The following is a 13,395-nucleotide window of genomic DNA, read 5'->3' on the forward strand; positions in this document are numbered from 1 at the left end:
CCCTTTCCGGGTAGCAGATGGGATCTTGGGCAGCTCGTGACGCCATTCCCTCCCTAAATGGAGGGCTAGAGGGCTGAGACAACATTGATGAACAGATTTTTGAGGCCAGACAAGGAGTTAATCCCGGCATCCGATGGAGCGAGGCGCGCCTCACGTACTGAGGCTCGGCTGTTCAAACCTTGCAGATTTATTCGCAGGAGTGAGGTCGTGCAGAGTCTTGGGGCGACGGGCAAAGTTGTGGACGGGCAGGAAGTTGCCGAGACGACCGTGTAGCTCATCCTGAGCACAATCAGAGCACGTGACGCTTGTCTCCTCGGGGGCGGTTCAAGGGCTCGACTTGTCTCGCCGTTCAAGGAGGCCACGGTTTAGTCAGGCGGCGATCGACGCCGTCTTTTGCACTGCCGAACTGGAAGGCTCAGCCCAGATGGTCTCGCTCTGTTGATCTCGGGGCCAGCCGACTGTGTGTTGCCGAGGGGCATGAAGTGGATGCCGTGGTGAAGCTTGCTTACGCGTGTCGTGCGGGAAACGTTTCTCGGGCATCCGCGCAGACCAATCTTGAATGGCTCCTCTCGGCAGAGTCCGCGAGTGAATTAAGTTCCGCAATACGGGCCTTTACGCCCTCCGAGGCCTCAAAACCAAGTATTTGGAGGATATCCCGCCAGCGATAGGACCAGTCATGCCGACGAAGCGATTCATATGCATTCCTGAAGCTTGCGACCGCCAAACGGTCGGGATCACGGTTCAATTCTGCTAGGATCCGCCTCATATCGCTTGGCTCAACGGGGATTTCGATCAATGCGTCGGGCCAGTCGAACAGGTCATCGAATTCGGGGCACTTCGGCTTGGTACCAAGCATGACTGCTCCACCAGCCGCGCCCTCAAAAAAGCGGGCTGGAACGGCCTCTTCACCAGACGACTCAAGAGCTTTCGGTCCAACTTTAAGGTCATAGGCAATGAAGTACCGGCTACGTTTGATGTAATTGAGAGTGACAAACCTCGCCTGCCAGAAGTCGTAAACTTCCAGCCCAGTGCCTACATCAAAGATATAGAAGATCTCTTTGTGCGCCGCCATTTCCAGTAGCTGTCGATGAGTCGGGTCGGAGCGACGTCCCATGCTGTATACGTCGATTAAACGAGATAAATTATTTGGGAACGGCGTTGCTAGTAGAGTATCCGTTCCTGCGGGGAGGAATCTGCATGGAGTAGTCGTGTAGGCTTGTACGTTGGTAACGCTGGCCTTGTTGAACAGGAATACATGATCGAACTCATTGAGGAGATGTAATTCGGCTCTGTTAGAAGGAAGATGGCTAGACCATGTCTCAAAAACAAAGGCGGCCGCCTTCCGGCTTCGCTCTCTCCAGCCTCGAATGGCTTTCAAGTCAGCAAGGTGGCTCGCATTCATGCAGACGTAGAAGAAGAGGTCGCAATCCTCTTCGACAGTAATGGGCACCAATTGTGTCGATCGCCCAAGGCCTAGCCGGTGCCTTGCCTTCGACCAAGTAGTAGCCGCTAAGTCGAAGGGCACAGGACGCTGCCTGCGCTCCGGCGCGAGTACCCGAGTCCCCTCCATACGCGCGATAACGTTGCTGAACTCGAACGGCAGGGCATTGTAGAGCGCCTTCTGGCCATTATAGTTCGAAGCAACGATTGTGCGCAGTCTCGTAGCCATTTGCTTGCTCAATCGTGATCTGATTGCGGTCAGAAGGTAACTGATCCAGCGTCCGCCCGGAAAAGAATGAAATAATGAGGGCCGCAGTTTTGGAAGGGCCGTTGAAGCCTTTCGAGAGATAGGTCGGCATCAATCGACAACAGCATAGCCGCATTCGCCCGCATTGTGAAACTGATTTGATCAATGCCAGGAAGGCGTTCGTTCGGTCCACGGTAGAGGGAGGCGTTCGGCATAAGCCAGTCGCTGGCAGAGTCCACATGCAAATACTCAGGTAAGGATCTTTTTGCAGGCGCACGGGTTGGCCGGTGTGACGCGCTGAAAGCGCTTGGAGGTGAACACCGGCCAGATAGCCTATGGGGTAGTGAGCACGGCGCAGATAGGGATCCAGCGGAGACTGCGATGCTTGGCGACATGCGAAGGACCGAGCTCGCACCGCTCTGCTGTCGTCTGCGGGCTGGATGAGCGCAGCGGTTGATATTGTCCTCGGGGCGACGGCGGATTCGACGTGGCACAGGTTTACCCGGTATGCAGTTCAAGCAATTAAGATTTACAAGTGGTAGTGATCCCCCACCCGTTGAGCGGGCTCGGCTGTGGGTAGCTTCCATGATGTCTTCGCTTCTGTCGGAACTCGTCAAGGATCGGCCGAATTTCGCGTCAGAGCCCGCGCGGCCGAGATTGCCCACCGAAGTGGTCGACCAGCGCCAGAATCCATATTGAATGTCCAGAGAACGGCTTCACCATCTTCGCCCTGGAGCAAGTGGCGGTGATGATCTGCAAGGGAATATCGGCGAAGCCGGCTGTGCCTGCGCAATATTCAGCTACGGTCGTGGTCATAACCCGCATAACGGTTGGCCCCATTCAGCGATACTGTTGGGTGAGGCCTTAGACATCCATCTGAGCCTCCCTCGCTTGAGCCGCCCGCCTCCCTGCTGGGCGGGTTCCAGGTTGACGGTATGCTTTAATTGGCGGAATCGATGTTCCGTGCGCTGCCGGCCAAGCGCCATGAGTCTTCAATGCCAACGAGTTTTCGCACTCGCTTGGCAAGCCCTCCAAGACGTCTTCTCCAGCCGGAGTGATCTCTTGGATCAGGGGAAGCCGCTTGTATGGAAATTGCCATCTCGCGCTCAAGAGCTGCCCACTGTGCCAATGTTGTCGTGTGGAAATTGATCGCCGTGAGCGGACGATTAGCCCTGAACTCTTCGTCTGTCCGCATCTCACAAAACGACGAGCGTGGATCGTCCATATGTTCCTCGTGAATGAATGGAAAATAGAAGCCGTTCTTCCAACCGTTCAGAGCTGCGCGAATACAATAGTCGGTGAAGGACTCCTGCGGCTTCAGCGAGCCAAGCTGGCGAATCACATCGCGACGCATGACATAGCTACTGCCCTGTACCCAGCAATTCTCCATTACACGATGGCCACCGTGAAGATTTCTGATCTTTTTCTCTGCTAGTTCGGGTACATAGTCCTCGTCGTGCCCCCGCCAGCAACCAATCACGCCGAGATTGGGATTATCCTGGAGAGCAGAGATCAGCTTCTGTGACCAGGACTCGCCGACCAAGCAGTCATCATCTACCTTGGAGACAAATTCGCCACAGGAGTTTTGCCAGAACCAATTCGTTGGCTCGCGAAGGCGCTTGTTCTCTGAAGAGAACTCATACTTGTAAAATCTTGGATGGGAACGGAAATTCTCAACGACTTGAATTGTTTCCGGATCTGTTCCATTGTGCCACACCCACACACGCGATCTCTCATCGCAACTGTCAAGCAATCGCTTGAGCGAACGGCGAGTGTAGTTCGCGCGATTGTATGTGATCATCAGAATGTCGTGGGTGAACTCGGATGTCATGATCAGGCACAAAACGATGAGCGTAACAGGGTGAGGCGGGATGGCCAAGCAATATGTCCACCATGCACTGGTATTGGGACGCAATACTTGACGTATTGGGCCGTAAGATTGGGCTGATCCTATTAACTTTAAAGCATGGCTGAGCTCAATTTTAATATAGGTGAAGTTGTATCTGCATCAGCGCTCAAAATACTGGGCGTAGTATTTTCCGTCATATTCGCCGTAGCGACGCATTAGTTTCATATCCACTTTGCTGAGCACTGATCCAAGGAGCCGGTTGCGCGCTGCCGTTGAGAGCGACACGGCTTCGGACACTGCGTCTACGTGGGTCTTTGCCCATTCAGCAATGAGAACGAAGCCGTCGATGAGATGGGCGGTAGCGCGCACATCCACGACCGGCAGCATGGGCGCGAAATCAATAACAATCAGATCATAACGGGACCGCGCGACTTTGAGCAAACGTTCCATAGCCGGGCTATTCAACAGGCCACTGGTATTGTCCGGGATATTCTTTAAACTGGCGGGCATGAAGTGCAGTCCCGTAGCGAGATGCACACACATGACCTCATCCATGTCGGTGAAATGCCCTTCGAGCACCCCTCGGAGTCCAGCTTCCGCCTTGGGTGCTAGCCCCTGCGTCAGGGTAGGATTGCGCATGTCGCAGTCGATCAGCAGCGCGCGGGATCCTGTCTGAGCCGCAAGGAAAGCCAGGTTCGAAGCCACCGTGCTCTTGCCTTCGCCTGGCAGCGACGACACCACACCAATTACCACGCCACCCTCGCCCCCGGCGAGATTCAGGTCGGCCGCAAGCTTGATGGAACGAATACCTTCAGCGAACTGCGAGAACGGGGCACGCAGCACAGAAATCAATTCCATGCGTCGTGGTAGTACCTCACGCTGGCCTGCCTTCCGCTCTGCAGAGCGCTGCCGGCTGGGTCCTGTCCGAATCTTCGGAAGCAGCGCCAGACAAGGAATACCCGCCGCGCGCTCGAGCTGACGCTTGTTACGGACTGTTCTGTTGAGTAGTTCTCGCAGCAGCCCGAAACCAGCACCGGCCGCCAGTCCTCCTGCCAGCCCCAAGGCAAGGGCAAGCAGCGGCTTGGGGTGGCTCTTCGATTGGGGAAGCAACGCGTTCGTGATTACCCTCGCATCAGTAACTGGCATGCTCGACTGCTGCGCCGCCTGCATCTGACGCTGAACGAAGTTCTCGTATAGTGCGCGAGCAGTCTGAGCCACGCCCTCGAGCTCGCGGAGCTTGACGTTCGCCACCCGGGATCGGCCCGACCGCTCGAATTCTTCCTGAAGTGCCTTTTCCGCAGACTCAAGCCGCGCCTTCGCGATTGCGACATCGCTCTCGTATGTCTCACGTATTCTCTTGAGTTCGGACAACATCGATTGCTCGAGCATCTCCATCTCGCTCCGGAGATTCTTCACCGCCGCGTGGCGCTCGCCATATCGTTTGGCCCAGTCTGCAGCGCGCGCCGAGACATCGAGATAGCGCTGCCGCAGCGGACTGATCACGCTGCTGGACATGGCATCCGTCACCGCAGCATCGAATTGCCCACTATCGATGATTTGCGTGATACGGCTCAGGCGGGCTTCAGCCTCTGCCAGGCCGGCCCGAGCCTGGTTGAGGCGCTGATCATGATCGCTGATCCGGGCATCATCGACCAGCTTGCCGTCGGAGGTGATGATGTTGTTGGCCAGCTTGTAATCGAGAACGGCCCGCTCGGCGTCGTTCGCCTGTTGCCGAAGTTCGTTCACTCGCTCTTGGAGCCAGGTTTCAGCCCTCTGCGTGGCCTCGAACTTGGACTGTAGCTGGTCCGTGATATAGGCTTCCGCAACTGCATTGGCGATTTGAGCTGCTTTCTCCGGCGTCAGGGCCGTAAAGGATATCTCGAAGACATAGGTCATCGGAACGCGCCGCACCGTCAGGCGGCTCGCGAACGCCTCGGTCACGCCCCGGAACACCTCCTCCTCACTCGGAGTGGACTCTTTTCCGAGAGCAGAATTAACAGTCCTCAAGAGGGGAGTGAGCGGTCCCAGCTGAGGTTCAGTGAACTCTGGGTCCTCGGTTAGCTTTAGGTTGCGGATTACGGCACTTGAAATTCTCTCCGAGGAGATCGTCGCGACTTGGCTTTCAACCAGAGAAGAGTCAACCGGCCTGTCGGGTGCGAACGGATCCTGGCGGAGAGCCAAATTCTGACGAGTTTCCATCAGGACTTCCGTCGAGGCCGTGAACCACGGAGTCGCAGTGGCCAGATACAAGCCTGCGAGTCCGACTCCGACCAGAACCATGGCCATGATAAGAGGCAGCTGGCGCCGCACCATCAGGACCAGCTGCGCGATCTCGTTCTCGCCGCGATCTGAGCTCTCGGGCAGGAGATCCTGTATCGGGGGATCCGCCTCGTATCGGGGAATGACGTTCATCCGCGCTCCTCGTCGATCGTTGAATAGGCGGGCCTAGAGATAGGATGGCAGGGCAGTAGCTTGGCGAACAGGCTTGGTGGCCTCTCCTGTGCAGAGGAGAGACTGGGCCTTCGCAGCGCCGCGATCCGAACGATGCCGAAGCGACGGGTGCAATGCACCGTCGAGATTAGCCAAAAGCATAGCGGAACTTTGCCTCCCCAGGCGGCAGCCACATCGGATATGGCCAAGCCACCAATAACAATGTTCAGGATGCCAAAGTGTTCCCTTTTAAACAGCCGCTAACGCAGCTTTGCGCCCCCTGAGCGGCGGCATGACGAAAAAGGCCGCCCGAGGGCGGCCCAAGTGCAACGCGTTAGAGAGGGAGAGGGTTCCTCTACCAGGAAAATAGTTCCGGATAAGGGCGTCGCACTCTCGAGGGAAGGGCATTCAGCGCGTTCAAAGTCGCCAGATCATCATCGGCCCAGACATATTCCCGAGGAGCGCAGCGGAGCAGGGTCGAATTCCAGTCCTCCCGGCAGTCAGGAACGAGCCGAGGAAACTCGACATAATCCCGAACCACTTGGTGCGAGCGCACTGCGGAGCGCCGAGGGACGTCTCCCGGCTCGTCGGCCAAGGCCGGCATGGCGACGTTGAATACGGCTAACAGACCCAATGCGCCCAGCAATCGAACCATGTTCAACATCCTTTGAGACGTGCCGACCTCGAAGAAGCTAGGGCAGAAAACTGCCCCGCCTAATTATTACCCGTGTTGCCTTGGATTTGATTCCGAGTGGAAGCGATGTTGTTCACGGTTCCAGTGATCGCATCGATAATCGTCAGGAACTTGAGCAGGTCGACGCTTGGTGCGTCAGAGACGAAGATTACGTCGCGATCTCGCATGTAAAACGAATTTGCGAGAAAGAATCCCTGCGTATCGGACATGTCGATTGTGTAGACGGTCGGGACCATTGGTTCCTTGTAACGCCTGACATCCACGCCGATATCACTCAGATATTTCTGTGATTCATGCCTAAAGAGGAAAACCGAACGTGGATCTGCGCGGCTGCCATCCAGGCCACCGGCCGTAGCCACGGCCTCCGCAAGGGTAAGATTATCCTTGTCGAATGCAAACCGGCGGTTCTGTTGGCCGCCGACCGCTCCCGGCGCCGGGGTGGCTCCGAACACCAGATAATTCCGCGGCTCGTGAGACACGTAAACCACGTCGCCGGGGGTGAGGTTCACGTTGTAGCTCGGGTTTTGCACAATGGAGGTGAGAACCGCCTGGTCGGTCCTGCCTCGGCGCTGGAGCGTAATGACGCTCTCATGACCAGGGAACTTCGAGCCTCCAGCTCGCGCAATCGCGTTCAGGATCCGCGTTCCCCCGGGTTCTAGGGCAAAGCGGGCGGGCTGATTGACATCCCCGAGGACGCTGACCTCCTCCGACTGGCGACTCGTGATCGTTACGACGGCCTGGGGTTCGATGGCCCGCGATTTCAGTCGCTCCTCGATATCGGCTTGGATCTCGGCAGGCGTCCTTCCGACCGCGTTGATTTCGCCGGCATAGGGCACACTGATACGTCCCGACCGATCGACCTGTTGGGGCGGAAGCTGGACGAAGTTCCCGGCCGAGCTGCCGGGCTGCCCGGGAATGAACAGGCCGCCGGCCTGCGCTTCGAAAATCGTAATGCTGACCGAATCGCCGGGGCCGACCCGGACATCGGGAAGGCCGGAAGCCCGCACATTCGACTGGAACAGAACCGGGCGTTTCACCTGGCGCTGAGCATGCCGCACAATCGTCGGCGTGAGCTTGACGATCGCGTAGCTCACATTTGACGAGTCGGACAAGGAAACCTCGGCGGCTGACCTAACCTCTTGGCCTGCCGGACCATCCTTCGGAAGGAATCCTCCGCAACCGCCGAGGACGGTGGCCATGAGAGCAACCAGGCTCAAGTGCAAACGCTTCGTCAAAGCTACCCCTCACGCCCGCTCCGGGGCAGCCCGACAGAGGGCGTGCTGCCCGGAGTTGATCCGTCCAGCTTTTCGGTAGCATTCAGGTGTCCGACTCAGCAATGCTGCCAAGCCTTCGACCACGTCTCTGATCGGAGGTGTTGCGCTGAAGCCACGCTCGGGCCGCAGCGGACGGTGCTGGGCGCACGCAGAAATGGGGACGTTAAAGGAAGGTATGCGAGTTCCCCTGGAGTGCGATGCAGCTCAGCCTACCTGTTGCGAAAGCTCCGGTATCGATATTAATCCGGTTCGCATGGACTTCCGGACTTTCGACAGGCGTGTGCCCATGCACCACGAAGTGGCTGAAGGGGTCTCGGTGGTCGAGGAAGGGCTGCCGGATCCAGAGGAGATCCTCCTCCTGCTGTCGGTCGAGCGGCACGGTCGGCCGGAGGCCAGCGTGGACGAAAGCGACGTTTCCGCTGACATGGGTCAGGGGCAGGCTCTCCAGAAAATAGAGGTGCTCCGCAGGGAGGGCCTGCCTGAATTCTTCGGCTACGCGGACTTGGTCCTCGCGAGACAGCCGTGCCGGAACCCGGAGGCCGTACGACAGGAGTGTCTGGAGTCCACCGAGGGCGACCCAGTTCTCCCAGAGGATCGGTTCCCGAAGGAACCGGACGAGGATCGCCTCATGATTGCCTTTCAAGCAGATCGCATTTCCGCCCTGCGATAGCGCCAAGAGCATGTCGACCACGAGCCGTGAGTCGGGCCCACGGTCTACGTAATCACCCAGGAATACCGTGACGAGGCGGTGAGCCGAGCACCGGTCCATGTCGACCCTGATCCGGTCGATCATCTCCGCCAGCAGGTCCGCACGCCCATGAATGTCGCCGACAGCATAGATCCTGGTGCCATCCTCGACCGCAAATGGGAGAGGAGGGGTGGGGGCGGCCTTGCGGAGAAGCTTCGACAGCATGACAGAAACTGGCTAGCAAATTCTATACCGGAATCAACCCGTCGGGCCACCTCCCTTGGTTCTGCGAGAGGAGCCATCGTGCAGGTGCAACATACCGGGGCAAGAATATGATCCGGCGGCATCGGGTGCGGAACCCCAGAGTGGCTGTGTACTTTCCGGGGCCGAGCTGTCGTAGCAGCCGCCACCTGTCTTTACGTTGATATCTCTATATGTCTCCGGGCTGCCCGCAACGGCTGCCCACCAGACCAGGGGTGTCGGGTGCCTGTCCCTTGTTGCTTCACCGCCCGTTTGTCGAGTGCTCGGTGTGCAGTTCATGGCACGGGTTCGAGCGTGACTGCGGGATCCGGCCCCGCGCACCCGCCGGGATGGGGAGCAGAACCGCCGATGTATAACGCCTCCACATTGATGCCTGATCGGCTGGAACTTTCGACACCTGCTCACGTTGGAGGGGAGGCGCCACAGCCAAGGGGCGGACGTCCCTGCAGCGTGTTCCAATTTTCTGCCTACGCCGAGAGGGGAGTACGACCAAGCTCTGCTTTGTCCTTTCAAGAATATCTCCGCCTCGTAAGGCAATGACGATCATCGGGAAGGTGGGCGAAACAGGGTCGACTCCCGATGCTCGGAGCTTAGATGAAGGGCCCATGCACGCTGAATTTCGACGCGAGACGAGGCAAGAAGTCGAACTTCCCGATGCTAGTCGGGCACAGGCACGACACTGGCTCGGTATCGATTATCACGAGCTCGGTTGGGTGCTCGCATCTATTGACTTTGTCGTTATCATCGCTCTCAGCATTACCAGCGGGACGCTCTATCATACGGTCGCGATCGGGACCCTTGGAGATATCGACCGGTTTGCCGGTGCGGGCTTGGTCGCTGGTGGTTTGTTCGTTGCCTCACACAAGGCGCTCGGCCTTTACCAGCCGATGTCGCTGGTCGGCGAAGTCCGCCAGACAGGACGCGCGGTTCTGGTCTGGGTTGGTGTGTTCACCTTCTTCGCGACCGCAGCCTTTCTGTTGAAGATCGCCGATTCTCTCTCACGGGGGACGATGCTGATCTGGTTCACCTCCGGCCTCATCGTGCTGCCACTGCTGCGTGTCTCGACTTCCCGGCTGCTCGCGGAGGGGCTTGCAAATGGGGCGCTCCGAGCGCGAGCAGCAATCGCAATCTACGATCCAGAGGAGTCGCGCGACCCTGCCTTGGCGAAGCTGCTTAGGCGGGCCGGCTACCGAATTGCGGGCTCCTTCGTGGCAACGCCAGAGGCCGAACTAGACTCGCAGTCGGACCATTGGGCCGATCTCGTGAGTGAGGTCTGCCACGTCGTTCGCCAGCAGGATATCGACGAGGTTCTCGTGTGCCTCACGTGGCGCGACCAGTCACGCATCGACGCGCTGGTGGCTGCACTCCACGTGGTCCCCCTCCCGGTCAGGCTCGTTCCCGACGGGCAATCGCGTCCCCTTCTTCCTGAAGCCATTCTCTACGGCAGCGCCGGGGTCGGCATTGAGGTCAAGCGCGCTCCCCTGACTCGATCGGAGCAGGTCTTGAAGCGAACCATCGATGTCTCTTTTGCCGGGCTTGGTCTGTTCATGCTGATGCCGCTCCTGGTACTCGTTGCCTGTGCGATCAAGATCGACAGCCGCGGCCCGGTGCTGTTCCGTCAGAACCGGACGGGGTTCAACGGACGAACATTTGCGATCTACAAGTTCCGCAGCATGACCACGCTGGACAACGGGCCTGTCATCCGCCAGACGACCAGGAATGATCCGCGGGTTACGCGCACCGGGCGGTTTCTGCGCAGCAGCAGCATCGATGAGCTACCTCAGCTGATCAATGTCTTGCTCGGTCACATGTCCCTCGTGGGGCCACGACCGCACGCGATCGCGCACGATGACCACTACGCTACGCTGATTTCCGACTATGCCATACGTCAGCACGTCAAGCCGGGGATTACGGGCTGGGCACAGGTGAACGGCCTCCGGGGTGAAACCGCCGAAGTGGACATCATGCGCCAGCGCGTACAGCACGATCTCTGGTATATCGGAAATTGGAGCCTTCTCCTCGATCTGAAGATCATCTTCCGGACCTGCGTCCAGGTGTTGACGTCGCGAAATGCTTACTAAGGCGAGGCCTGATTAACCAAATACGCGTTCGTGAGCATCAAACGCCTTTGGCAGTCGAGCCCGCGACAGCAGAGCTTTGAGTGGCAACTGCAGTCGGCATAGTTTCTGAGCGCTAATTCAGGATCAACATGGCATCGCCAGTTCTTGCACTACCGATGAGAGGAGGAAGCGCATATCCCAGAAGGGGCGCTTCTCGAGTGCAAGGCCCAGGGCGAGTTGCGCGATCTGGTGCAAAATATGCTCTCGCTGCATTGACGCTTGGCCTCGTCATGCCGGCTCAGCTGATTCTCCCAATTGACATCGCGAAAATTACGTTCACGCGAGCTATTCTGCTTGTCTTATTCTTCCCGGCCCTCTTCTCCTACATACGAGGCCTGGGAAACGGTACTCGACACATTCAACTCCCAGATATCCTTGTCGTGTTCATGTGCTTCTGGATCCTCGGTGCCTTCACAGCGACTGAAGGGATTGCTGTGAGCGCTGAGTCCGGAGGTCTCGTTGTACTCGAGTTCCTCGGTGGTTATCTGATCATGCGCGGATTTGTTCGAACGCGGCAGGACGTTGAAACGTATGTTCTCTGGCTTGCAGTAGCAATCCTACTTCTCGTGCTGATTGCTCTCTTCGACTCTCTGGTAGGGCGGAATCTCGTTACCGAGTCGATTGCAAGGCTAACTGGTGAGCGGACGATTGATAACCAATATAGGAATGGGCTGCTGCGCGCGCGGGCGATGCTCGAACACCCAATCCTGTTCGGCACGTTGTGTGCGTTCGCTGCAGTTATCCTGTTCTATGGCCTACGTACCGTGAAGTTGCGCTTCGCTGGCCTAGCATTATGCACATTTGGTGTCGTGCTCACGGTTTCTTCAGCTCCTCTCTTGGCCTTGCTCATAGCATTCGGAATCATGGCCTACGATCGCATTTTTCGCGGAGTACCGGGCCGGTGGCGTCTGCTGATCGGGGTGATTGCTGCGGCGCTTCTCCTGCTCACGATCATAAGCGATCATCCTGTACGCGCGCTGATAAACCGTCTGACATTCGATGCACAGACTGCCTATGTCAGACTCTTGATCTGGGAATACGCGGGTGCCGACGCTCTCAACTCGCCGTGGGTAGGTATAGGACGTGAGGATTGGGCGCGCCCGCTGTGGATGCCGCCCAGCATTGATACGATTTGGCTCGTACTCGCCGTCGTGTACGGAATTCCGTGCTCTCTTCTGCTCGGAGGCGCCCTTCTCGCGTCCATGCGTAATACCGCCCCAAAAGTTCCCGAGAGTTTGCTGGATCCATACCTCGTTCGTATGAGGCGGGCGCTTTCTATTGTGCTGTGTCTGGCGATCGTAATCGGTTTCACGGTTCACTTCTGGGGTGTTATGTGGACCTTCCTCGGTATTCTTATAGGATTGCGCACGACCCTCGGTGACATGGTTGCGGCCGAAGCAGCGGCCCTCATGTCCGGAAGAAGGGCGGGTGCAAGGGTGCTCCCGTATGGCACCCTAAGGGCGCGCTGCGACCCCATAGGATCAGGATTTCGTTATCAAAATCCGCGACGATCTTCGGGTCGGAATGGGTCCACCGGCTATCGCCGGCCATACTTCTAGCGCATCGAACGATACGCCGCTCAAGGACCAAAGCATCGGATTAGAGCCTCGGACGGGAAATAGGATTCTTTAGCTTCTGGGCTGGGCTGACCTGTGCTTCCCTTCTTGCAGCAGGAGGGGGATCATGGGTCGAAGCTATTCTCTCGATCTGCGGGCGCGGATCGTGGCCTTTGTCGAGGCCGGTCATTCGTGCCGGGCGGCGGCGCGGCATTTCGGGGTCAGCGACAGCTGTGCGATCAAGCTGATGCGCCATCAGGCGCAATCTGGCTCACCGGCTCCGGTGCGTCAGGGCCGGCCCCGCGGCCAAGGCAAGCTGGCGCCCTACGAGGCCTTTCTCGTGCGTGTGGTGGAGAGGCAACCCGACATCACGATGCCGGACCTCGTCGCCCGGCTCTTGGAAGAGCATGGCGTGAGCGCCGCTCCCGCGACCCTCTCGCGCTTCTTAGGCCGGCGCGGCTTCACATATAAAAAACACCTGCTGGCCACGGAATGCGCACGCGCCGACATTCGCGACGAGCGCCGGGTCTGGCGAGACCAGCGCCAGCCCCGCATGCGCGCGCAGCCCCATCGGTTCGTGTTCCTCGATGAGACCGGTGTGAACACCAAGATGGTGCGGTTGCACGGCCGCAGCCGCCGGGGCAAGCGCCTGCTGGCGTCAGCACCGTTCGGGCCCTGGAAGACCCACACCTTCATCGCGGGCCTGCGCTGCCATGAGCTGAGCGCCCCCTGGATCATCGATGGCCCGATCACCCGAGCGGCGTTCGACACCTATGTCGCGACGCAGCTCGCCCCGACCCTGTCGAAAGGCGATGTCGTGATCCTCGACAATCTCG

Annotated in this window: 9 protein-coding genes; 3 read left to right on the forward strand and 6 right to left on the reverse strand. The window is 58.4% G+C overall.

The window, feature by feature from the left end:
- Positions 1-505: 505 nt before the first annotated feature.
- From BN1233_RS20600 to BN1233_RS20630, 6 genes are all read right to left on the reverse strand, one after another.
- Positions 506-1,669, reverse strand: coding sequence for a glycosyltransferase (locus BN1233_RS20600; protein ID WP_048708632.1), 1,164 nt, complete (start codon positions 1,667-1,669; stop codon positions 506-508).
- A gap of 958 nt (positions 1,670-2,627) precedes the next feature.
- Positions 2,628-3,566, reverse strand: coding sequence for a glycosyltransferase family A protein (locus BN1233_RS20610; RefSeq protein ID WP_197094567.1), 939 nt, complete (start codon positions 3,564-3,566; stop codon positions 2,628-2,630).
- A gap of 129 nt (positions 3,567-3,695) precedes the next feature.
- A complete protein-coding gene (locus BN1233_RS20615) occupies positions 3,696-5,948 on the reverse strand; it encodes a polysaccharide biosynthesis tyrosine autokinase (protein WP_048708630.1) in 2,253 nt (750 codons plus the stop codon).
- A gap of 373 nt (positions 5,949-6,321) precedes the next feature.
- A complete protein-coding gene (locus tag BN1233_RS20620) occupies positions 6,322-6,621 on the reverse strand; it encodes a hypothetical protein (protein ID WP_046865518.1) in 300 nt (99 codons plus the stop codon).
- A 59-nt stretch (positions 6,622-6,680) separates the two neighbouring features.
- Positions 6,681-7,772: a polysaccharide biosynthesis/export family protein gene (locus BN1233_RS20625; RefSeq protein WP_187144331.1), complete on the reverse strand. Its 1,092-nt coding sequence runs from the start codon at positions 7,770-7,772 to the stop codon at positions 6,681-6,683.
- 325 nt (positions 7,773-8,097) lie between these two features.
- A complete protein-coding gene (locus BN1233_RS20630; protein ID WP_046865519.1) occupies positions 8,098-8,847 on the reverse strand; it encodes a metallophosphoesterase family protein in 750 nt (249 codons plus the stop codon).
- 641 nt (positions 8,848-9,488) lie between these two features.
- Between BN1233_RS20630 and BN1233_RS20635 the strand changes: the two genes are divergently transcribed.
- The 3 genes from BN1233_RS20635 to BN1233_RS46040 form a co-directional block, all read left to right on the forward strand.
- Entirely contained in the window at positions 9,489-10,964 is a 1,476-nt protein-coding gene (locus tag BN1233_RS20635) for an undecaprenyl-phosphate glucose phosphotransferase (RefSeq protein ID WP_048708628.1), read from the forward strand.
- Positions 10,965-11,233: 269 nt separating this feature from the next.
- Complete coding sequence (locus BN1233_RS20640; RefSeq protein WP_147707407.1) at positions 11,234-12,562, forward strand: O-antigen ligase family protein; 1,329 nt, start codon at positions 11,234-11,236, stop codon at positions 12,560-12,562.
- Positions 12,563-12,686: 124 nt separating this feature from the next.
- A partial coding sequence (locus BN1233_RS46040; protein ID WP_082145565.1) for an IS630 family transposase occupies positions 12,687-13,395 on the forward strand: 709 nt, incomplete at its 3' end.

The sequence above is a fragment of the Microvirga massiliensis genome (genome assembly GCF_001006805.1).
In the GTDB taxonomy this organism is placed as follows: domain Bacteria; phylum Pseudomonadota; class Alphaproteobacteria; order Rhizobiales; family Beijerinckiaceae; genus Microvirga; species Microvirga massiliensis.